Origin of the sequence: Micromonospora sp. NBRC 101691 (genome assembly GCF_030269285.1) — a bacterium.
GTDB lineage: Bacteria > Actinomycetota > Actinomycetes > Mycobacteriales > Micromonosporaceae > Micromonospora > Micromonospora echinospora.
The window spans coordinates 93,392-116,137 of the sequence record NZ_BSTB01000010.1; the positions used below are offsets into that span (position 1 = coordinate 93,392).

The 22,746-nt window shown below is 69.4% G+C and carries 14 protein-coding genes; 4 read left to right on the forward strand and 10 right to left on the reverse strand.

The window, feature by feature from the left end; translation table 11 throughout:
• Positions 1 to 70: 70 nt before the first annotated feature.
• The 3 genes from QSK20_RS17295 to QSK20_RS17305 all read right to left on the reverse strand — a co-directional run bounded on the left by QSK20_RS17295 (position 71) and on the right by QSK20_RS17305 (position 8,770).
• On the reverse strand, positions 71 to 3,733 hold the full coding sequence (locus tag QSK20_RS17295; protein ID WP_285789611.1) for a LamG domain-containing protein: 3,663 nt from the start codon (positions 3,731 to 3,733) through the stop codon (positions 71 to 73).
• A complete protein-coding gene (locus QSK20_RS17300; RefSeq protein WP_285789612.1) occupies positions 3,733 to 6,957 on the reverse strand; it encodes a hypothetical protein in 3,225 nt (1,074 codons plus the stop codon). The genes QSK20_RS17295 and QSK20_RS17300 overlap by 1 nt, the downstream gene beginning before the upstream one ends.
• A gap of 1,339 nt (positions 6,958 to 8,296) precedes the next feature.
• Positions 8,297 to 8,770: an NUDIX hydrolase gene (locus tag QSK20_RS17305; protein ID WP_285789613.1), complete on the reverse strand. Its 474-nt coding sequence runs from the start codon at positions 8,768 to 8,770 to the stop codon at positions 8,297 to 8,299.
• Positions 8,771 to 9,165: 395 nt separating this feature from the next.
• Between QSK20_RS17305 and QSK20_RS17310 the strand changes: the two genes are divergently transcribed.
• Both QSK20_RS17310 and QSK20_RS17315 read left to right on the forward strand, forming a co-directional pair.
• Positions 9,166 to 9,711 (forward strand): RNA polymerase sigma factor, encoded by a 546-nt coding sequence (locus QSK20_RS17310; RefSeq protein ID WP_285789614.1) that lies wholly within the window; start codon positions 9,166 to 9,168, stop codon positions 9,709 to 9,711.
• Positions 9,711 to 10,418 carry a hypothetical protein gene (locus tag QSK20_RS17315; RefSeq protein WP_285789615.1) on the forward strand — a complete coding sequence of 236 codons (708 nt, stop codon included), beginning with the start codon at positions 9,711 to 9,713 and terminating at the stop codon, positions 10,416 to 10,418. Before QSK20_RS17310 ends, QSK20_RS17315 begins: the two co-directional genes overlap by 1 nt.
• A 55-nt stretch (positions 10,419 to 10,473) precedes the next feature.
• On the opposite strand, the gene QSK20_RS17320 is transcribed toward QSK20_RS17315, so the two are convergent.
• The 6 genes from QSK20_RS17320 to QSK20_RS17345 form a co-directional block, all read right to left on the reverse strand.
• Positions 10,474 to 10,689: a type II toxin-antitoxin system antitoxin gene (locus tag QSK20_RS17320; protein ID WP_285789616.1), complete on the reverse strand. Its 216-nt coding sequence runs from the start codon at positions 10,687 to 10,689 to the stop codon at positions 10,474 to 10,476.
• Between the two features lie 4 nt (positions 10,690 to 10,693).
• A complete protein-coding gene (locus QSK20_RS17325) occupies positions 10,694 to 11,605 on the reverse strand; it encodes an SPFH domain-containing protein (RefSeq protein ID WP_285789617.1) in 912 nt (303 codons plus the stop codon).
• 206 nt (positions 11,606 to 11,811) lie between these two features.
• Complete coding sequence (locus QSK20_RS17330) at positions 11,812 to 14,832, reverse strand: hypothetical protein (protein ID WP_285789618.1); 3,021 nt, start codon at positions 14,830 to 14,832, stop codon at positions 11,812 to 11,814.
• 335 nt (positions 14,833 to 15,167) lie between these two features.
• On the reverse strand, positions 15,168 to 18,017 hold the full coding sequence (locus tag QSK20_RS17335) for an AfsR/SARP family transcriptional regulator (RefSeq protein ID WP_285789619.1): 2,850 nt from the start codon (positions 18,015 to 18,017) through the stop codon (positions 15,168 to 15,170).
• A gap of 155 nt (positions 18,018 to 18,172) precedes the next feature.
• Positions 18,173 to 18,634, reverse strand: coding sequence for a VOC family protein (locus QSK20_RS17340; protein WP_285789620.1), 462 nt, complete (start codon positions 18,632 to 18,634; stop codon positions 18,173 to 18,175).
• 40 nt (positions 18,635 to 18,674) lie between these two features.
• On the reverse strand, positions 18,675 to 18,998 hold the full coding sequence (locus tag QSK20_RS17345) for a hypothetical protein (protein WP_285789707.1): 324 nt from the start codon (positions 18,996 to 18,998) through the stop codon (positions 18,675 to 18,677).
• Here QSK20_RS17345 and QSK20_RS17350 point away from each other — a divergent pair.
• Positions 18,918 to 19,553, forward strand: a complete 636-nt coding sequence (locus QSK20_RS17350; RefSeq protein ID WP_285789699.1) for a WYL domain-containing protein — start codon at positions 18,918 to 18,920, stop codon at positions 19,551 to 19,553. The two genes, QSK20_RS17345 and QSK20_RS17350, sit on opposite strands and share 81 nt — an antisense overlap.
• 139 nt (positions 19,554 to 19,692) lie before the next feature.
• Positions 19,693 to 20,475 carry a M23 family metallopeptidase gene (locus QSK20_RS17355; RefSeq protein WP_157748922.1) on the forward strand — a complete coding sequence of 261 codons (783 nt, stop codon included), beginning with the start codon at positions 19,693 to 19,695 and terminating at the stop codon, positions 20,473 to 20,475.
• Between the two features lie 116 nt (positions 20,476 to 20,591).
• Here QSK20_RS17355 and QSK20_RS17360 read toward each other — a convergent pair whose 3' ends face one another.
• Positions 20,592 to 22,679 (reverse strand): cellulase family glycosylhydrolase, encoded by a 2,088-nt coding sequence (locus QSK20_RS17360; protein WP_285789621.1) that lies wholly within the window; start codon positions 22,677 to 22,679, stop codon positions 20,592 to 20,594.
• Positions 22,680 to 22,746: the final 67 nt, after the last annotated feature.

Here is a 22,746-nt window from a genome sequence, read left to right on the forward strand (position 1 = left end):
AAGGAGGGGCGGAAGGTGAGCCGGGCCGGTCGGCGTCCTGTGGTGGAGCGCCGACCGGCGGGGCGGTGAGTCAGATGTCGGACTGGACGGTCGTGCTGGCCAGCCGGACAACGGTGGCCTGATCAAGAACACCGCTATAGACGCGAATCTCGTCCACGAGGCCAGAGAAGTAGCCGCCATAGACCGGCGCCTGCTGGGTGCCGTCGAGGAGTGCCCGTCCGACCTGAACGCCGTTGTCCGGGCCGTTCCAGGTGCTGTCGCTGGTGCCCTGGGCGCTGAGTGCCAGTTCACCGTCGACGTAGAGGAACACCTCCTTGGTGAAGGCGTTGTACGTGACCACCAGGTGCTGCCCGTCGGTGTCGTCCGGGTCGGGAAGGTGGGTGTCATCGGACAGCACGGTGGTGGGGCCGTTGACGGCGTCGCTGTCGTTCAGGCTCAGCTGCCAGCGCATCTGGCCGTTGACGGTCCCGCACCGCACCTGGAAGCGGCTCACGTTCGCTCCCGGCTGGGAGAGCACGACCTGGTCGTTGGCGCAGGCAGCGGCCAGCTTGGCGCGGACGGCCACCGAGAAGCTGCGGGTCTGGCCCACCAGTGCCGCAGGCGACGCGGCGTACGCGGCTACGCCGTCGAGCACCATGTGTCCCGCACCCACCAGCGCCGGCTCGGCGAAGATGTCCTCCGGGTCGGGCACCATCAGCGATGCGCCGTTGTACAGGGTGAGGCTGCGGTTCGGGTCCGGGATTCCACCCTCGTTGACTGTCTCGGGGCTGATGATGACGTTCAGGTTGTCGTCTGGGACGTCGCCGCCGTCGAGCGACCAGTACACCTGGCGCTGTAGGCGTGGCGCGGCCAGCGCCTTGATCTCAACGGTGGACAGGATCCGGCCGTAGACCGCGACGTCCGCCAGCGCGCCCTGCCAGGCCCAGGTGTAGCCGGACCGGTCGGTCCGCCGTCCCATCTGCAGGTTGCCGTGTGACGCCCACTCAGCGGGCGCGGCCCCGGTCGCCGAGAGGGTCCCGTTGACGTATAGCGAAATGGTGTTCTTGACCGGATCGAAGAGCGCGGCCAGGTGGGTCCACCCCGTGGAGGCGGTCACCTGTAGCGTGCTGGTGACCTCGAAGGCACCGAACCCGCGGACGTCAGTGGTGGGGATACCGAAGCTCCACCGGCTTCCGTTCGGGGTGTAGCCGAGGTAGAAGCCTGGCTGGCCGGTGCCGTCCTGGGAGACCGCGGCCTGCGGACGGGTGAGGTCGTCCACCTTCACCCATGCGGAGACGGCGAACTCCTTCGACGTGTCCACCAAACCGGTGGTCGACGTCGCCATCCAGCCTCCGTCGGTTCCGTCGAGTTGCGCCGACGGGTGGGCGCCGCCGCCGGGGCCCGGCTGCCCGAACGTCACACCTGGGCCGACTGCGGCTGGGTTGGCGTCGCGCTCGTCGGCGGCCTGGGTGGCACCAACCGTGTCGGCAAGGTTCCACTGCCCAGCAGCAGGTCCGGCGGCGATGTTGAAGTGGCAGATAGAGGTGTCGCTCTCCTTGCCGGCGCCGTCGACGGCGATGGCCGTCACGAAGTGCGGCGCCTCGGTCAACGGCATCCAGGTCAGGTTGACCGGACCGCCCGGCGTGGTGGGAGTCAGGACGTTGGTCGGCACCGGGTCGGTGTCGAAGCCGTACTTGTACGACACCACGTCAGTGGCCGCGGAGTCGAAGACGAACGATCCGTATCGGCCGAGGCCGTCGATCCAGTCGCCGCTCTCCACGCAGTTCGGGCCGGTGTCCGCCGCGTCGGATGGGAGGAACTCGGTCGAGTCGATGTCGGGACCGCTCGGCTTGGTCTTGTCCAGCCTGAATCCGCAGGTCGTGCTCTTGGTGCTCCACGCCGTGCCGTCATAGGCCTCGACGTACCAGGAGACGACGACCTGCTCCGGCAGGTTCGGTACTCCGGTGGTCGGGTCCGCGAGGTTGTAGTCGAAGGTTGACTTGTTGGCCTTCTGCAGCGATGTCCAGGTTTTCGTCTGCAGGGTGCCGCCGGTCGGCGTCCACGTCACGGTGAACCTGGCCTGGAGCGGCTCCGCGTCCCCGGTGTCGGGGTCGGAGAGATAGGCCGACAGCTTCGGCACGCTGGAGACGTACCAGGAGGTGGTCGGGGTACCTGTCTTGCAGGTGCCGCCCGGGTTGGTCGACAGGTTCGTCGGCGCGGAGGGGGGGCGGTTGTAGGTCACCGACAGGACGGCGTTGCCGCAGAAGCGCTTGACGTAGTGGTAGTCCGACTCACTGTTCGCCTTGAGTCCGAAGGTGGCCGTGGACCAGTTGCCGGAGGCTGCGGCCTTCGCCGCCTGGGTGGCGGTGAAGCTCACGTTCTGGTTGGTGGGCGTACACGAAGACCGGGTGACGGTGGGGCTGCCCGTGTCCTGATGGGTCGCGCCCGTCCAGGAGGTTCCACCGGGTTGGTTTTTCCAGTTGGTCGCCGAGGAGATGGTGCCCGTGCGGTACAGCGACACGTTGCGGGGCGTGCTGTCGAATACGTGCACCATGGTGATCTTGAAGGTGGCGCTGGACACCACGATCCGGTCGTCCTGGTACGGGGTCGGCAGGGTGAAGAACAGCCTCTTCACCCTGGAGTCGAAACAGTTGCTGTCGTAGGTGGGGCAGAGGCCGATTCGCTGGTCGTCGGCGAACTTCCAGTACTCCTCATTCGGGTAGCCGGAGTCGACCATCGCCCAGGAGGTGTTCGACGTGGGATTGACGTAGGGGTCGATGTAGAGCGGGAACCGGGCCTGCGGGTCGGACAGCAGTGCCGGATCTGCGGTGAGCCGCAGGACGGACCCGTCGATCCGCACGCCGAGTTCCGCCCGGCGGGCCGACTCCGGTGCTGACCGGGAGGGGTCGTAGCCCTCCCCCGCAGCGGCTGCCTCGGCCGCATCGCCAGCGTCCCACATCTTCGGCGTTGGGGATTCGAACACCATCTGGCCCGATCCGACGTCAACGGCGGCGACCCGTCCGTCCTGGGCGGCGCTGAAACGCAGATTTGTCCCCGACAGCCCGTAGGAGACGGTCCGCACCTGAGGCAGGACCGCTGCCCTGGGCGTCCTGACTACCAGTACGTGGCTGAAGCTGGTCGCGGAGGCGTGCACCACCAGGTCGACCTCGGGCAGCACCTCGCGGTAGGTCGCGGAGTCACCCGACAGCGTGGGCTGCGGCAGCTCGCCTGGCCAGGACAGCTTCATCACCCGACCGGCGCGGCTGATCGTGGCGAGGGGCTGGTCCTTGCCTCCGCCGGAGAAGCGCATCGCCGTCACCGCCGCCTTCGGCCCGACGCTGCCGTCGCTGTGCCGGATCAGGGTGGTGTCGACGGGCACCCACTTGCCACCCTTACGGGCGCGGAGGGGTTGCGCGTGAGATTCGTGTGTGAACGAGCCGTCCGGGTTGGCGTATGTGATCTGGCGTTCACTCGCCGCCGATTGCACCTCCACCGGCTTGCCCGACTTCCCGGCCTCGACGCGTGCCTGGGACTCGGTCCACGGAACGGTCGGCGTCTGCACGCCCGATGGCCCCAGCGCCTGCACCTCGACGTCGGCCGTGTCAGTGCCGGACCATGTCGCTGCGGCCACCAGTGCCACCGAGATTGTGGCCGCACTCAGCCCTGTCCACCAGTGGCGTGCTGTAGCCCGCCCGTGCCCCGTTTTCACCTGATCGCCTTTCCGAGTTCCGCGCTGAAGTTTGACCACTGCCATCAACCGGCCTGCTCACCGAACGCGACCGCGTCGGCCGGAACGCCGTTCACGCCCGGCTGCCAAGTCTTGGACGGCGTGGCCGCGCCGGTCGCCAGGGCCGACCAGGGAAGGGCCCAGACCGCGTGGTTGACGTACGGGGAGGACACGTACAGGTGGGTCGAGGAGGTACCGCCGCCGAAGCCGAGCAGTTCCCGGTTCGCGGGCGCGCCGGGCAGTTTGCCGGCTGCTCGCTCCACAAGAGTGTCGGAGGTCGGGGTGGCGGTACCGGCGGCGAAGACGTGCAGGTTGCCAGAGTCGATCGTGGTGCCGCTGTCCTCGCCCGGCGCGCCGACCGCGATCTGCAGTGTCTGCGCCGTCGGCACCACCGAGGGGCTGGTGTTGACCAGGAGGACGTTCTCGCCGAAGAGATCGCCCGGCTCGCTGGCATCGGCAATCGAGGCGGTGTTCTGGTCGATCGCCGACAGCTGGGAGATGATGGTGCCGGACACCCGGAACTGATGGACCATGCCGACGTCGGCCCCACCGTCGGCGTCCTCTCCGGGCACGCCGACAGCCAGGATCGAGTCACCGGTCGGCCAGTACGGTGCCATGGCTATCGACTTACCGAAGGTGTCGCCGGTTTCCATGGCGTCACTGACGCCGCTGCTGTCCTGGTCGACGCAGCCTACGGTGCCCGGCAGGCCGGAGGTGATGGTGTGGTTGAAGACGCAGACCCGCCCGGAGAACGCCCCGGCCGTGCTGGTGCTGCCGTTCTCGCCGGGGTAGGCGACCGCGAAGTGGTACGGGGTAGCGGCAAGTGCCCATCCGCCGCGGTCGTCTTGTTCAACTCCCCCTGACAGGTTTCCGATCGAGGTCTGGTCGAAGGCGATCTTTGTGCTGCCGCGTAGGTACGTCACGGTGCCGGCGTTGAACTTGCCGCTGACGTTTTCACCTGGCGCACCGATAACAAGGAACGGCTCGCCGGCAGCGGTCCGACCGCTGGCGAGGGAGAATCCGAACAGGTCGTCTCTCACCTGGGTGCCCGGCACTCCATCGACACCCTGGTTGTAGAGGAGCGCCGGGGCGGTCGAGCTCTTGCCGAGTCCGGCCGGCGAGCCGAACAGGATCTGCACCTCGCCAGCGTCGACGATCGACCCGTTGTCCTCGTATGGGGAGCCGATTGCTAGATCGGCGCAGCCGTCGCGGTTGGCGTCGGTGACGTTCACCGTGTGGCCGAACCGGTCACCCGCCTCGGACGTCCCGGGGACCTGCGCGTCGTCTTGGGTGATTGTGGTGGTCGTGCTGGTCACGCCATCGAAGATGTGCACCGCTCCGGCGGCGTCCTGGCCGTTGACGTCGGCCTCGGGGTCGGCGATTGCGACGTCAGCGACGCCGTCTCCGTTGAAGTCGTTCTGGACGCCGCCTGTGCAGCCCGGGACCGGAGGCGCGATGACGTAGACGGTCATCTCGCAGAATGACGTCCAGAGATCGCTGCCGGCGACCCCGTCGGAGGCCTTGACCCGCCACTTGTAGCTACCGCCCTCGGTGAACGCGCCGGCCGGGACGGTGGCCGTGGCAGTGCCGCCAGTGGCGACGCCGGTGAACGCCGTCGAGCCGATGGCGGCGGATCCGTCGAGGGCCCACCATTCGAAGGTGACGGTCATGGCGGTGCCGTCGGCGTCGGAGACGGTTGCCTTGAGTTGTGGGGTCAGGGTGTTGAGCAGCGGGCGGCTGGCGCCGGTGATGCAACTGGTGGCGGGGACGGTGGACCGGGAGGTGACGGTCGGCCAGGAGTTGTAGGTCACCGTCGCCTTGGGGTCCTCGGCGGAGTTTGCGCCCTCCCGGGAGCGGAACTGCTTGAATCCGGCGATGGCGGTCTCGTCGGTGGCGCGCACGCCCATGCCGGCGCGGGTCTTGTTGGCAGTGGCAGCGCGTTGGAAGAAGGTCTTGCCGTCGATGGTGGCCCAGCCGTCGCCGCAGGTCGCCCCGCCGAGCGTTGCTGTGGACGTCGCGTCGGGGCCGACGGCGTCCCAGGCGGGCTGGTTGGTGAACGTCGTGGTGTAGGTGGAAGGGGCGGTGGTCCAGATCTCCCACGAGGTCGCAGCGCAGGTGTGTGACCAGAAGTTCCAGAAGGACACCGTCGCGGAGTTGATCTGCTTGCCTGCCAGCACCGTGGTGTCCCAGGTGAGGAACGAACGGGTGAGCGTGGGCGGCGAGGTGTTCAGCAAACCGATCTGAAGATCTGGCTCCCCGTTCTGGTCGGTGGTCACCGTCTCCCGGACATACGTGTCGAACGTCGTGGTCAGCGGGCTGACGGTCGGGTCGATGGTCACCGGGTACGCGGTCGCCGGGTCGTTCAGCCAGTCTCGGTCAGGGACCATGATCAGATCTACGGCGTCATCACCGCGCTCCGCCACGTCGGTGTGTACCGGCTTCTGATCAGCTGGGGCTCCGGTGATGGGCTTCTTCTTCGCGTCCCACATCAACGGCGCAGGGATGTGAGCGGTCTGCTTGCCGACCTCGTCAGTCAAAGTGACGGAGCCATCCCCGCCCCGCCTGAATCCCCCAACGCCGGGACCGCTGAACGGGAAGGTCACCTCTTCCACCTGCGTCCCGGCTTCCCTGGTCTTCACGACCAGGAACTGCTCGAACCCCGTCCGCGTCGCCTCGACGACAAGGTCCACACCCGGCCGGGCGTCGACGTAGATGGCACGGTTGCCATCCAGCAGCGGCGTGGGCAGGTGGCCGGACCAACCCATCGCCACCCGATCGCCGTCCACGCCGACTGCGGCCAGTTCGTGCTCGCCAGCGCCGCGCTGACCAGAGATTCGTAGGTCGTTCGGGTGAGCGACCGGGGCGATCGATCCATCTGGCGCCGCCCGCAATGTCAGGTCGACCTTCACCCACTCGGCACCCCGCCGGAACCGCTGCATGCCCATGGCGATCTCCGCTCGGAACTGTCCGCCCGGGAGCGCGAAGACCTCGGTCGTTTCAGACGTAAGGCTTGTGACCTGTACCGGCTCACCGGTTTCCTGAGCCGCCCGCAGGCTCGTCGCCTCGTCCGACGTGTTCTCGGCACTGCCCGCAGCGTTGCCGTTGGCCAGCCGGAGGTTCTGCCCAACGTCCGGGCCAGCAGCTTGATCGGCCACGAACTGGCCCGATATGCCCAGAAATGCAACCGTCGTCAGCGCAGCAGAAGCCGCCGCTAGGCATGAACGAACGGTGGCAGTCTTCAGACGTGCCACAAACCCTCCCCCGTGATCTTCAGTTCGGTGGGGGACTGTAGTGAGCAGGCAACCCTCCGAACAAGGTCAGTTACAAACTGCAAGGATGAAGCCGGCAAATCTCAACCTTTTACCGGGATGAGTAACGCATTGAAGTGTTGACACTCTTCGACAAGCCGATTCAGGGAAGCCGAAAATCACAATTCAGGCTGCAGCGAGACTTTTCCGTCCATTTTCTAATATACGGACCTCTTCATAGAGGTCGTCCGCAACGCTGCACCACGGAGCGGATCGGAGCACAGGATCGCCGCGAACAAGCCGAGGCGCTTGATCCAGGGAGCCTGACGGCCCAAAAAGGCCGAGGATCAGCTGGACGACGGACGTCGCGGAGTCCAGGTAGCCGACCTGAAGGAGAGCTGCGCCTGGTAGATGCCGGCTATAACGTCCAGCGACAGACTTCCAGAGGGTATCTCCTAAACCACCCCGGGCGGAGCGACCCCTGAGCTGTTGGCTCTCGCCGGTGGACATAAGCTCGATTATCTGGCCCATCGCTGCTGGCTGGCGCAATAGGGGATTAGTGGTGAGCGCATTGGGTGACTTCGTACGGCTGAGTCCGGAGCAGTTGGAAGAAGTCCGGGCGGCACCGGACGAAGCGTATCCGCGTCTTGCGGATTTCGACGAGCCGGGCTGCCGGCTGGATCTGGATCGGGCGTGGAGCAGACTGGCGCTCCTCAAGGACGCGGCACATTTCCCGATCAATCCGATCACCGCCGGAGCACTCTTCCCCGACGAGCAGACGGCCTGGGGCCCAGCGAGCACAGAAACCCACCGCTGCGACCAGCATCCAAGAGAGGAAAATAGAAAGCCGCAGGTTAACTACCTACGGCTGAACATTGAGCAGCGTCTTAGGAAACCGTTGCTCTATCCCCTGAGCTACGAGGGCGCGAGTGCCCAGTCTAGCGACCTGGGGGTTCACCCGGGGTGGCAGGCGTGGCCCCCGTCGACCCGCGTTGACCCGCGTCACCCGCGCCCCTGTTCGCCCAGCCCAGAGCACACGCCGAGCACATCAACCCCCGTTTGCGACCACCGACCGGCCGCAGTGCCCCGGCGTCGGTCGGCGCGCCCACCGGTTGACCCGGGTTGGTACCGGCTGTCGAGCACACGTCGCGCACATCATCCGGACCGGTCCTGGTGGGCCGCGCCTGGAGGCTCGGCGCTTCGGAAGGGTCAGCAGGCTCGGCGGGCCCATGTGCGGCCGACAGGCTCCTGCCGGTCTCTTCGCCATGCTCCGCGACACGATCCCCTACCCGCCCCCGCCCCTCTTCGAGGGACTCATCGGGGCCGTCCCGATACCGGCCGATCAATCGAACAGGCGCCCGAGGAGAGCGCCCTGGCCGGACTGTAGGACGTGTGCGTATGGAAGCGGTATCCAGAAGCACTCGAACCGGGTGGGCTCCCGCTCGCCGTCGTGTTCCTCCCGACTCGCCCACCGGTCGGGCACCGGCCCGGTGAGTGCCAGCTGAAAGACGTGACGATGCTGGATCTCGAACCGCAGCGGGCTGATGTCGTACTCGACCTCGCCCAGCTTCCGGACGATGGTGTAGCCCGTCAGGCCGGTCTCCTCGCGGGCCTCGCGTAGCGCCGCGTCCTCCAGCGGCTCACCGACGCGTACGCTGCCTCCCGGCACCTGGATGCCCACCTCTTCGTAGCTGTGGTCGGTGTGCCGGAAGACCAGCAACCGCCCCTCGCGCACGATGTAGCAGAGGACCTTATCCACCACCACCTTCTGGTATGGAACGACCCGGTCGACGTTCACAACCCTCTGCTGATGCACAGACGGAACGCTACAAGCACCAGGGTCACGAGCAGCAGCTGCTGCCGCTCCTGGTCTCCGACGTCGCAGATCGCTGCCCGTTACCACCGACAACGGAGACAGAAGGAAGCTTCCGCGCCGCCGCCGGCTGGAAGGTCCTCGCTTCCTCCGGCCCCGACGGTCTGGTCGGTGTCGAGAACGGCCTGCCGCTGTATGTCCTACCCACGTCGGACGTCGACTCACGCCCCGCTCCCACCCTCGAGATCGTCCGTGACGAGCCCGTTTGGTGCTCTCGTCAGAGGCCGGAAATTGCGATCGTCGGGCGGTTGTCGTACTGACGTCCGCCCACGATCGAACGAGGTTGGCGGTTCCGGCCAGGCTGTAACCCCGGTGGCTGAGGTGGAAACAGAGTTGGCATGGAAGACGACCGGGCGAGATTCGTGGAGTTGTTCCAACGACATTACGGCGCCGTCATGCGATACGCAGCACGCCGGGTGGGACGGGACCGAGCGCCCGACGTTGTCAGTGAAGCGTTTCTGGTGGCTTGGCGGCGGATGGCCGATGTGCCGGCCAACGATCCGCTGCCCTGGCTGTACGCGACGACGCGTCACCTGCTCGCCAACGAGATTCGGGGTCGGGGCCGGCAGGCGAGGCTGGCTGCCCGGATGGGCGAGGTCGTCGAGATGGTGGCGGCCGACCACGCTGATGTGGTGGTCGACCAGGTAAGAGTGCGTCGCGCGCTGGCCGAGCTTTCCGAGGGCGACCAGGAGGCACTGCGGTTGGCCGCTTGGGAAGGCCTCGATGCCAGCGCGGCTGCCACGGTGATGGGGTGCAGTCGCGCTGCGTACAAGGTTCGTCTGTATCGCGCCCGGAGGCGGCTGGCCGCCGCGTTGGACCCCGTACCAGGCAGAGAGGCTGCGGATGCCGCGCTTCGCCCATTGGCTCACGAAGGAGGATCGTGATGACGAGCGACCGACTGTTGCGCGCCGCAGATCCCGCCGCCGGCTGGCGCGTGGATCCGGAGTCGTCCCCGGCCCAGGTGATGCTGGCCGGCATCCTCGCGTCACCGCGGGCCGTTAGCGCCGAACGGTCCGAGCCGGTCCCGGAACGGCGGCACGTCACCAGGCGGCAGGTGTGGTGCCGGCGGATCGCGTTCGGCGGTGCCACGGCCGTGGCGGTCAGCGTTGCGATGTCGACGGTGTGGAGCGGCGGACCGGATGGGCCCACTGCCGCATATGCGGTCACCGCGAAGCCCGACGGGTCCGTGGAACTGACGGTGCGGTGGGAACAACTGGAGGATGCGGGCGCCCTTGCGGCCAAGCTCCGCCAGGCCGGCGTGCCCACGGAGGTCGGGTCCGGCTCGCCCACTCGTTACTGTGCTGGTCCTGCGGAACGGGACCGGACGAGCGATGCCCTGAACAAGCTGACCCCGCACGGCACGCCAGCCTCCCTCGACGGGTACCTGATGCGACCGAAGTTGTTTCCCGAAGGCAGCAGCCTGGTCATCTCGACCTACTCCGACCTGGCGACGCAGGTGGACTACACGCTGCTCTACCTCGCACCGACTGGTTCCACCTCCTGCGCCATCAGCGGCTCGTTCGGTAGCGCCCGCTTCACCGGACCCGGGCCGCGTCCCACTCGCGTCACATGGCCACAGCCACCAGAGTGAGCAGGGCCTGCGCCGTCTGTCGGATACCGGATGAGGAATGTGGGGTACTCCCCCGTCATTCCTCATCCGCATCCGGTGTGGCGGGAGGCCGGCCGGGCCGGCGCATCTGGCCCACTTCCCTGGGAAGGCGGCCGGCGTCGGCGAGGGCCTTGCGTAGGAGGTACTCGATCTGGGCGTTCGTGCTGCGGAGTTCGTCTCCGGCCCAGCGCGCGAGCGCGTCGTGGACGGCGGGGTCCAGCCGGAGGAGGAGTTTCTTCCGTTCGGTGGCCATGCGCCTAGGAGTAGAGTGTGCCCGCGTTGACCACGGGCTGGGCGTCCCGGTCGCCACAGAGGACCACCAGCAAATTGCTTACCATCGCGGCCTTACGTTCCTCGTCGAGGTCGACGACATGGTTCTCGGCGAGGCGGAGCAGCGCCATCTCCACCATACCCACCGCCCCTTCGACGATGCGGGCACGCGCCGCGACGATGGCGTTCGCCTGCTGTCTGCGGAGCATGGCGTGGGCGATCTCGGGTGAGTACGCGAGGCGGGTCAGACGGGACTCGATGATCTTCACGCCCGCAGCGGCGACACGTACGCCGATCTCCTCCGACAGCCGGGCGGTGATCTCGTCGGCGTTGTCGCGCAGGGACATCTGCGCCGCGTCGTGGGAGTCGTAGGAGTAGCTGTTGGCGATGTGCCGGACGGCGGTCTCGGTCTGGATGGCGACGAACTCGATGAAGTCGTCGACCTCGAAGACGGCGCGAGCGGTGTCCTCGACCTGCCAGACCACGACGGCGGCGATCTCGATGGGGTTGCCGTCAGCGTCGTTGACCTTGAGCACGTCGCTCTCGTGGTTGCGGATCCGGGTGGAGACCCTGCGCCTGGCGGTGAGCGGGTTGACCCAGCGGAGTCCGTCGGTGCGGACGGTTCCGGCGTAGCGGCCGAGGAGCTGGAGGACGCGGGCTTCGCCGGGCGCGACGGCGGTGAGTCCGGCCAGGGCGACCAGGGCGGCCAGTCCCAACAGGAGGCCGGCGCCGACGAGGCTCGTCACGACCGTGGCGCCTTCCTGCTGCACGCCGACGACGAAGGCGGCGACGCCCAGGAGGAGCACCAGGACGGACAGGCCGAGGACCGGCCAGCCCGAGGCGTCCCGGGCGATGCGCTCGCGTACCTGCGGGGCGGGCAGGTCGAGGTGTTGTGTCACGTGAGACCCCCTCAGAGAAGTGAGAGCATCAAGTTAGCAATGTGATATCACTTTTACAAGCGGCCGGATGCCGTAGGTCTGGAAAGTCCCGCACCCGCCGGAAACGGTCCGGCCGGGACGCCACCAGGGCGCCCCGGCCGGGTACGACTCACGTCACGGTCGGCGACCGGTCAGCCCACCCGGTCGGGAGGCGGGCTGACCGTCGGTCAGCCGCGGACCGATGCGTCGATCATGGTCAGGCTGGTGATGACCGCCTCGACCTCGGGCATCCCCTCGGTGTAGTCACCGTTGGCGATCCGCACCGACGCCGCCTCGTACCGTTCGGTCAGCAGGCCGTGCCGGCTCTTCGCCTTCGCCACGACGCAGTTGCCCACCGGGTCCCACGTCTCCTCCGAGCCGCCGGCCACACAGTCGGTCAGGTGCCGCTGCCCGGCGAGCGGGTCGAAGGCGCCGTTACCGGCCGTGCACGACGCCCCCCGGGAGGGTGCGTTGCAGTTCGCGTACGCCGCGAGGGCGGCGGCGAAGGTGTCCTTGACCATGTTGGCGTCGCTGTCGTCGCCGACGATCCGGCCGGAGCCGAACAGCGCCGCGTTGAGCAGGTCGTCCTGCATGAGCGTCCGGCCGAAGCCGAGCTGCGTGTACGCCTTGAGCAGCTTCACCACCCGGGTCACCTCGGCGTTGCTGCCGTGGATGTCCGACGCCTCGTTGTTCAGGTCGTCGTACACCTGGCCGTAGTAGGCCGCCTGCCGACCGGCCAGGAAGTTGGTCATCCGGGTCCGGACGTCCGTCCTGACCTGCTCGTTGCCGGAGTAGCTGGCACCCGACTCGAACATCGGCTTGTAGGTGGCGTCCCAGTTGTCGAGGTAGTCCTGCACCACGTAGCAGAAGACCTGCTCACCCGTCTCCTTGAACTCCCGGCAGGTCTCGCCCAGCGGGGTGGTGAGCGTCCGGACCTGGTAGTCCCGCACCTCGCTACCCCACTGCACGCGCAGCCGCATCTGCACCCGCAGGTCCGCCTTGGTGACGTTGAACTTCGTGGTGGAGCTGCGCTTGATGTTGACCATGCCGGCGTCGTAGCAGAGCGACATCTTCGGCTTGTCCGGGTGGGCGTACTGGGCGAAGGCGAACACGCTCGGCGCCGAGGAGAGCGCCATGTTGTTCGGCCGGCTCAGGTACCCCGGCGCGCCGTTGCACGGCTGCACGCCGGTCGGGTCGGTCAGCTTACCGGCGTCCGGCATCGCCTGGTCGATCGAGCCGAAGAGGTTGTACTCCTTGTCGTCGCTGTACTTCTTGCGCACGGCGGCGAGTTTGAGCCGCAGGTCACCGACCGCGTCCAGGTAGTCGGCGGTCAGCCCGGTGAAGAGCACGTTGGTCCGCTTGCCGTCGGTGCCCGGCGTCGTCTTGGGCTGGCTCAACGACCGGTTCACGGCCAGGATGTCCTGCCCGGTGGAGATGATCCGGGCGGTCTCGGTCGCCGAGACCTGCTTGGCGTAGTCCGGGTTCTGGAGGGCCAGCACGCCGTACCCACGGGCGGCGAAGGACCAGGTGGCCGGGTTGGGCTTGGTCAGCGTGCTGCTCCTGGGCAGCCCGTACTCGTTGTTGGCGTACCACTCCAGGTAGCCGAGCGTGCCGTTGGCCTCCCAGGTGTTCAGCGCCTGGACCGGGTCGGTCGTGCTCCAGCCGGTGCTCGGGCCGGTCAGCGGGGCCCGGGTGGAGAGCGTCGTCGCGGCGGTACGGAGGATGCCCTCCGGCTCCGTGTAGCGGTCCCCGCCACCGTTGTAGCTGGGGATCGGCTGACCGTACCGCTCGTCGTAGTCGATGTACTTGTTCATCATCAGATTGGTGTCGTAGAGGATGTCCTCCTGCTGACCCTTGATGATCTCGGCGCCCCACATGTCCAGCCGGGGCATGAGCCGCAGCAGCTGCGTCTCCAGGTTCGCCAGCTGGGCGGTCGTGGCGTTCTGCAACCGCATCATGTCGTCGAACCGGTTGATCATGTCGCCGTACAGGTTGGTCAGACCCTGCTCCAGCCGGTCGAACCGGCTGTTCATGTTGGTGTTCAGCGTGGCGATGTCCTGCCGGATCTTGGCCAGTTCGCCAAGCATCACCTGCTCCGGGCTCGGCACGCCGGAGAAGAGCGGCAGCACGCTGGTGATGGCGCCCAGCACGTTCCCGGTCAGGGTGAGGGTGCTCATCGAGAAGATGGCCTCCCCGAGACCCAGCCCGGCCACGGCCGGGATGAAGTTGTTGATCGCGGTGGCGACCTGCACCGCCGCCTTGCCGACCCCGGCGGCGATCTTGCCGGCCCGGGGGTCGGCGAAGCCGAGCAGGGTGGAGAGGATCTCGATGGCGGTAGCCGCACCGTCGATGACCTTCTGCCGCTCGGCCGCGAGGTCCTTCTGGGTCTGCTGTTCGGCCAGGCTGGGGCGCGGTGCGCCCGGCGCGACCGGGTACTTCGCGTCCAGCTCCTTCATCAGCGCCAGCGTGGCGTCGTTCTGGGCGCTGATCAGTTCGAGCTTGGCGGCGAGCTGTTCCTGCCCCTCCTGGAGGTACCCGGTGCTGTTGGTCAGCTGGTCCATCAACGCCTGGACGTTGACGTTCGTGGCGATGACCGGGTCGGCCAGCAACTGGTCGGTGGTCGCGTTGGCGCTGATGTTCATGCCGGCGCCGATCGCGCCGTCCCAGGCCGCCCGGAACGCGCTGTCAATGCTGCCCCGCTGGTTGACCCGGCTCCAGATCAGGTTCTGGATGGCGTAGAGCTGACTGAAGGCGGTGTGCTGGAACTTGCTCCCCGCCACGTAGTCGGCCGTCATCCCCCAGGTCTTGATGTCCTTGCCGATCGTCGATTCCAGCAGGTCCCGGATGATCGGCGCGGCCTGCGCGGCGGCCGGATGCAGCGTGGTCAGGTTGATGATCTTCATGGCGTACTCGAACGCCGGCCGCTCCAGGTCCTGGGCGGTCAGGTTCTGGTCGTACCAGGACCGCATGGACGCCATCCGCTGGTGCAGCTGGTCGGCCGTCGCGTACGGGTTCTTCTCCCGGTACCCGACGAGGTCGGCGCTGAGCATCATGTCCCGCAGCCCGTTGGGGCCGGGGTTGTGCAGGCGGGCGTACGCGGTGAAGAGGCGGTTCTGCAACTCCTGGTTGTTGACCTCGACCCCGCCGGCCGCGCGGACCGGCTGGGCCAGGGTCAGCGAGACGACCACGGCGGTCGCCACGGCGACCATCCGGCCGAGGAAGGCTCGACGGCGGCGGTTCCTATATCGGATCTCGGGCACGGCTGTTCGTGACACAGGTCTTCCCCCCGTAGTGATGTGGGCGGAAACGAGTGTCGGGCACGCCAGTGGGAGTCGGGTGGGATCCGGAGTCGGCACGGTCCCACTGGGATCCCATCGACCGGTGCTACGGCGGCGGGTCACCGCCGGCCCGGATGGTCCGTCAGATGGAAGCGGCGAGCCGTCCGGTGGGCGGGATCGGGCCGACCGGACGGTGCAACGCTACCCGGGAAGCCAGGCCCGTGCTAGCCGCCGGGCCGGGTTCCCGATCTCCGGGAACCCGGTCCTCAGTCGACCGTCCGGCCGACCGGACCGCCCGGCCAGGGAGCGTGTGCGCGCAGCAGCGCGTTGACCTCGTCCCGGGAGAGCTGCCAGCCCCGCTGCCGGGCGGTGGCCCACTGCTCCCCGGTGAGCGCCTCCCGGACGGTCGCCACCTGCCGGGGCGCGTCCATCGGGTCCATCAGGTCCGGCACGAAGCCGTACCGGGACCCGTGCCGCTCCACCGCCGCGAGCAGGGCGGCACCGTCCTCCGGTCGGCCCAGACCGGCCAGCGCCGCGGCGGCGGTGTGCACGATGACCAGCCACGAGGTGACGTCGCTGTCGCGTTCCAGCAGGTCGAGTACGGACAGCCCGGTGGCCAGCGCGCCGGCCGGATCGGTCAGGTCGAGAGCCACCTTCATCGCCAGCCAGGACGACGACGCCTCGACGAACCCGTGCCCGCAGCGCCGGGCGACCTGCACGGACTCCGCCAGGTCGACCCGGGCCCGGTCGACCTGGCCGGCGATCCGGCGCAGCATCCCCAACGCGGACAGCGCTTCCGCCTCGATCGCCGGTGCGCCCACCTGCCGGGCCAGCTCCACCGCCAGGCCGGCATCGGCGATGGCGTCCGGGAGGGCAGTCGCGCCGGCCGCCGCTCCGAAGAGCGCCCGGTACGCCAGGGCCAGCGCCCCGGTCACGTTGTCCCCCGCCTCGCGGGCGGCGTCGACCGCGTCGCGCATGGACCGGCCGGCCGTCGCCGGGTCACCGGCCAGGTACGCCAGCCCGCCCACCCCGAGCAGCGCGCGGGCGCGTACCCCCGGCTCGGCGTCCGGGGCAGCCGCGAACGCGGCCTGCAACCAGCCGGTCCCCTCGACGATCTGCCCGGTCCGGTACCAGTACATGGCCAGCGCCCCGCCCAGCCGCAGCGCGTACCGGCCGTCACCGGCCGCCAGCGACGAGGTGAACGCCAGCCGGATCTCGGCCTGCCGCTGTGCCAGGCCGGCCAGCACCGCCCCCGATTCCGGGCCCCGGACCTGCCGCTCGGCGTCCTCCGCGTACCGCAGCACCCAGTCCCGGTGGGCGGTCTGCGCGGCGGCCAGCTCCGCCGGGTCCAGCCGGGACCGGCCGTACTGCCGGAGGGTCTCCAGCAGTCGGAACCGGCGCGGATCGGTGCCCGGCTCGACCAGCACCAGGGACTTGCGGACCAGCGCGGCGACCGGGGCCAGCGCCGGCCCGCCGACGACGGCCCCGGCCGCCGCCAGGTCGAACCCGCCGCCGAAGACGCTCAACCAGCGGAAGACGCGTTGCTGCGCCGTGTCGAGCAGGTGGTAGCTCCAGTCCACCGCGTCCACCAGGCTGCGGTGCCGGTCCGGTACGCCGGTCGGGCCGTCGGCCAGCAGCGCGAACCGGTCGTCGAGCCCGCCGGCGATCTGCTCCACCGACAGCACCTGGCAGTGTGCCGCCGCCAGTTCGATGGCCAGCGGCAGCCGGTCCAGTTCGGCGCAGATGGTGTGGATCTTCTCCCGGTCGCCCGGTCCGGGTGCCCAGTCCGGCGTGACCGCCGCCGCCCGCTGGTCGAACAGCTCCGCCGCCTGCTCGCCGGAGAGCACCGGCACCTCGAACACGGCCTCTCCCGCCACCCGCAGCGGCTCGCGGCTGGTCGCCAGGACCCGCAACCCGCCACACCGGGCCAGCAGCGTGGCCACCGCCGTCCCGACCGGGGCCACCAGGTGTTCGCAGTTGTCCAGGACCAGCAGCAGCTCCCGCACGCCGAGCACGGCCGCGAGCTGCTCCAGCGTCGCGACCGCCGGTAGGCCCAACGCCGCCCCGACGGTCTCCACCAGCAGCTCCGGCGCACCCAGGCCGGCCAGCTCCACCAGCCACGGGCCGTCGGAGTCGGGTCGGCTCCGGGCCACCTGGAGCGCCAGCGTGGTCTTGCCGACGCCACCCGGGCCGGTCAACGTGACGAGCCGGTGCTGTCCGAGCATCCGGTCCACCGCAGCCCGCTCGCCGGGCCGGTCCAGCAACCGGTTGACCTCGAACGGAAGGTTCCGGGTGCGCTCCGGCACCGCCGGGGCGGGGCCGGTCACCGCCGCCGCCCCGGTCGGACCGGCCAGCTCCGGGTCCTGCCGCAGCACCGCGCTCTCCAGGTGCCGCAACGCCGGCCCCGGGTCGAGGCCCAGTTCGTCGGCGAACACCGCACGGGCGGCACGCAGGGCGTCCAAGGCCTCCCGCTGCCGGCCGGCCCGGTAGAGGGCGAGGGCGTACAACTCGTGGCCGCGTTCCCGGAACGGGTGTTCGGCGGCGTGCCCGGCCAGGTCACCGACCACGGCCGCGTGTTCGCCGAGCGCCAGCAGGGCGGCGTACCGCTCCTCGACGGCGTCCAGCCGCAGGCCGGTCAGCCGGGTCACCTCGGGCTGCACGAAGGCGTACCCGGCGAACTCGGCGTACGGCTCGCCACGCCACTGGGCCAACGCCTCGTCGAGCAGGTGCAGCGCGTCGGCCGGATCGTCCTGCCGCAACGCCCGGACGCCCAGGGTCACCCGGCCGGCAAACAGCTCCGCGTCCACGTTGTCCGGCGCGAGCCGCAGCACGTATCCCGGACCCTGCCGGGCCAGCAGCTCTCCGTGCGGGCCGGCGGTCCGCCCCGGGTCGAGGGCCCGGCGCAGCTGCTTGACGTAGCCGTACAGGGTGGTCAGTGCGGGTGCCTTCGTGTCCGCCCAGACCAGGTCGATGATCCGGTCGACCGGCACCAGCCGTTGCCGGGCGAGCAGCAGCACCGCCAGGACCGCACGCTGGCGGGTGCCGCCCAGGTCGACCGGTTGCCCGTCGACCGTCGCCGCCATGGGGCCGAGCACCCCGACCCGTACGTCCACCACGTCCCGCCACCTCCCACCGGTGCGCACGATGCTACGGGCACCACCGGTGCGGTCTGAAGATCCATCAAGGACCGTTCGCGGCGACGCGCCGAGGACCGGCGAACGGGGTCCGGCGCAGGCAGGCGAGCGGTCGGGTGCCGGGAGCGCGGACGGGATCAGCCGTCGGCGTACCGGGCGGCGACGTCGAGGATCCAGGTGACGCCGAAGCGGTCGGTCAGCATCCCGAAGGCCGGCGCCCACTGCGCCGGGCCGTACGCCTCGACGACGGTGGCCCCGGCGGCCAGCTTCTGCCACAGCGCGCCGACCTCTTCCACGGTCTCGCCGCGGACGGACAGGAAGAACGGCTCACGGGTCAGCGTCATGCCGTTCTCGCGCCGCGTGGCGGACGCCGACGCGATGGCCGCTCCGGCCGGGCCGGGCACGTCGTAGGCCATGACGCGGAACCCGTCGGCGGCCGCCACCTGACCCCAGACGACCTTGTCGGCGTCGGGCAGTTCCTTCGGCATCCCGAAGTCGCCGTACGTGCTGACCGTGATCTCACCGCCGAACACCGAGTGGTAGAACTCCAGCGCCTCCCGGGCGTCGCCCCGGAAGTTGAGGTGGGCGGCCGCCGCCAAGGGTCCCGACGGTGGCTACCGGCTCGGTGCCGGCACCGAACTACCGCCCCTGCTGTTCGACGACGAGCAGGCTGTCGCCCTCACCGTCGCGTTGCAGACCGCCGCCACCGGCCTGGGGAACGGCACCGGCGAAGCGGCGGCACGGGCGTTGACCACCGTCCGGCAGGTCATGCCGTCCCGGCTCCGGCACCGCATCGACGCCCTCCGGGTCACCGCCGTCGAACGCCCCGCCCGCCCGGCCGTCCCGATCTACGGCGACGCGCTCGTGGCGATCAGCTCCGCCGTGCGGGCCCACGAGATCCTCCGCTTCGACTACGGCCCCGGGAGCGGAGACGAGCCCCCGCGCCGCGTCGAGCCGCACCACGTCGTCACCTGGGACGGACGCTGGTACCTCGTCGCGTGGGATCTCGACCGGTCGGACTGGCGCACCTTCCCGCCGACCGGATCGCCCTGCGCATCCCCAACGGACCCCGCTTCACGCCCCGGGAACTGCCCGGCGGCGACGTGGCCACCTTCGTCACCGGCCGGTTCCGCGGGGCTGACGACGGCACCGTCGGCTGGCCGTGCCAGGGCACCGTGCTCCTCGACCTGCCGGCCGCCACCGTGGCGCGCTACTCGCGGGACGGGATCGTCGAGGAGCTCGGCCCGGACCGCTCTGCCGACTCACTCTCGGTTCCTGGTCCTGGCCCGGTCTCGCCGCCGCCTTCGCCCGGTTCGACACCGAGATCGAGGTGGTCGGCCCGGCCGAGCTCGTCGACGCCTTCGACCTGCTGGCCCGCCGCCTCGCCAGGACCGCCGCCGGCTCCACCCCCGGCGGGAGTTCCTGATCAGGCGCTCGCGCACGCCGCGGACGAAGCCCCCAGCCGTCGGGCTGCCCGGTGACCATCGACGGCGGGGACCGGCCACGTCACGGTCTTGACAGGAGAGGCATCGATCCACTTAAGATCCGAATCCCCTGCGATCGAGACTCGTCGTTGCTGCCGGTCACGCGTGACACGCGGAGCGATCGTGACCCCACGTGATCAAGGAAGCGCATGCGGCGAACCGATGGAGCAGCGGTGGAAGACGGGCAGTCGCCGTACCGGATCGATCGTCGCCACCTGCTCGGGGTGATCACCGCCGCGCTCGCCGCCGGCGTCATCCCGGAGGCATGGCTCGCGGAGGCGGCGTACGGCGCCACGCCCCGGTGGAACCGCCCCTTCGACAAGCACGTCCCGGTCACGTCGCCGTTCGGGCCCCGACGGGACCCGATCACCGGCGAGACCCGGCAGCACAACGGCACGGACTACAGCTACGCCGGGATCCTCGGCTACCCGGCCCGGTCGATCGCCGCCGGCACGGTGACGGGCGTCAGCTACAACGCGAGCGGCTTCGGCCACCACGCGATCGTCACCCACGCCGACGGCTGGCGGAGCATCTACGCGCACCTGCGGGAGGCTCCCGTGGTGGGGACGGGCGCCCAGGTCGCCGCCGGGCAGCACGTCGGCAACGTCGGTTCGACCGGCCGCTCGACCGGTCCGCACCTGCACCTCGAGGTCATCCAACCGAACGGGGCGAGAGTCAACCCCGAGTCGATCCTCGCGGGCGCGCCGCTGGCCGGGGCGCCCGGACAGCCACCCGGAATTCTCACCAAGGACGGACTGATGTACCTCATCTGGAGCACCGGCGGCACCGGCTACCTGGTCACCCCCAACCGTGTCATCGGGCTGCGGTCGATGGCGCACTACAACCTGTTCAAGCGGATCATCAACTCGAACCAGGCCGCCGCCCAGCCGGAGGTCTTCAACCAGTTGGAGATCGACCAGATCAACGCCTACCTCAACGGGCACGTTCCGGCCTGACCATCCGCCGTCACCCGGCACGCCACGGAACGGCAGCGGTCCGCCCGGCACCGCCACGGAACGGAAGCGGTCCGCCCGGCACCGCCGGACGGACCGCCCCTCTTCTCCGACGACCGTCAGGTGGTGCTGCCGGTCACCGAGGTGCCGGACCTGGTGATGTGGTACGTGACGCGGGTCCCGCTCCAGAAGTGGAAGGTGAGGGTGACCCGGCCGTCCCGGACCTCGTTGAAGAACTCGGGCTTGAGGATGATCGTGCTGGCGGTGTAGTCGGGTTGGAAGTGCTGCCAGAACTCCTTGAACGGCGTCCAGTCGGCGGGACCGGCGTTGGTGCCGTCGGCGTACCGGGCCTCCATGGTGGCGAGCTGGTCGCCGTGGAACCGGGTGGGGATGGCGAACGACGTCGTCGTGCCGGTGACGGCGGACTGGGTCGGTGGGTCGTAGGTGATGATGTCGATCGGCCAGGGCACGCCCTGGGAGAAGTCGGCTTCGAGGCTGGCGTTGACGCCGTGGGCGCGGTTGCCGACGAGCCGGGTCACGGTCGCCGCGCTGAGCGTCAGGGTGGTCCCGGACACCGTGTAGTCGGTGCCCTCGACCAGGTTGGCGCTGCCCTGCCGCAGTCCCCGGAACGACGTGCCGTTGAGGTTGAGCGTCAGTGACTTGCTGGTGACGGTGCCCTGGCGCGGCACGTAGACCTGGTCCGACGACGCGGTCCCGGAACGCGTCGTCCAGCTCGCCTTCATCATGGCGAACACGCCCGGGTCCCGCCAGCGCAGTTCCGTACGGTTCAGGAACTGACCGGCGTCCCACACCATGGTGGTGAGGTTCCTGATCCTCGCGTGGTGGCCCACCGCTTCGAGGAACTTGAGGAACTCGCCGCGCTCGATGACCCCCGGCCGGTTGTGGTCCCAGTTGAGCAGGGCCCACTCGCCGACGATCACCGGGATCCCGTTGGCCACGAACGTGTCGTGCACCCGGTCGAAGGTGTCGATCAGGTCCTTCTCGACGGTGGCGTCGTACCGGGTGCCGCCGGCGATGTTGACGCTGAACGGCCACCACCCGTAGAAGTGCACGGTCGCGGCGAGGTTGGGGTCGTCGAGATCGTCGATGGTGTCGGTCAGGGCGTCCAGCCGGCCCTGGTCGGCGTTGGTGAGGAGGGTGGGCAGCACCAGCAGCCGGGTCGCGTTGGTCCCACCCGACCGGCGTACGAGGTGGACGAACTCGGTGTTCAGCTCGTGCAGCACCTGGTAGTCCTGCTCGTCTCCGGACGTGCCGGTGAACTGCGGCTCGTTGATGCTCTCGAACACCAGCCGCGACGAGTGGTCGCGGTACTCCCCGGCGAGCTGGTTCCACAGCGCCCGGTACCGGGCGAGCACGTTCGCCCGGTCGGTGGGATAGGTGTTGATCCACTGCCACGAGTCGTGGTGCAGGTTGATCATCACGTAGAAGCCCTCGGCCAACGACCAGTCGACGACCTCGCGGATACGGTTCCGCCAGGCGGTGTCGATGGTGTAGTCCGGCGCGGGGCCGTGGTGGTTGCTCCACGTCACCGGGATCCGGATGCTGCGGTAGCCCTGCGATTTCACGTGGCGCAGCAGGGTCTGGGTGGTGCGCGGGTTGCCCCAGGAGGTCTCGTCGGGGATGGCGTCGAAGGTGTTGCCCAGGTTCCAGCCGGGCTGCATCGCCGCCACCGTCGCCATCGCGCCACCCGGCGGTGGCGTGGACGGCGGTGGCGTGGACGGCGGCGTCGAGGGTGACGCGGTGGGCGTCGGGGATCCGCCGACGTCGCCGGTGCACTCCACGCCGTTGAGCCGGAACGAGGTCGGTGCCGGGTTGCTGCCCGACCAGGACCCGTTGAAGCCGAACGAGACCGTCGCGTTCGTCGCGATGGCCGCGTTGTAGCTCAGGTTCGTCGCGGTGACCTCGCCGTTCGAGGAGGTCACCGTCGCGTTCCAGGCCTGGGTCACCTGCTGGCCGGACGGGAACCGCCAGGCGAGCCGCCAGCCGTCGACGGGGGTGCCGAGATTGGTCACCGCCACGTTGGCGGTGAAGCCGCCCGGCCACTGGTTCGCGGTGTAGGCCACCCGGCAGCCGGTCGCCGCCTGGGCGCTGGCCGCCACCATCGTCGCCGTGGTCAGCAGCGCGGCCACGGTGCCGGCGACCACGCCGAGCCGCCATCGGGTTCTTCGAGAGCTGTGCAGAGTCACGTGGGCACTCCTTGCCGTCGCGCGGGGAAGCGATCTGCTGAGCGGTGGAGACGCGGCGACCCATGTG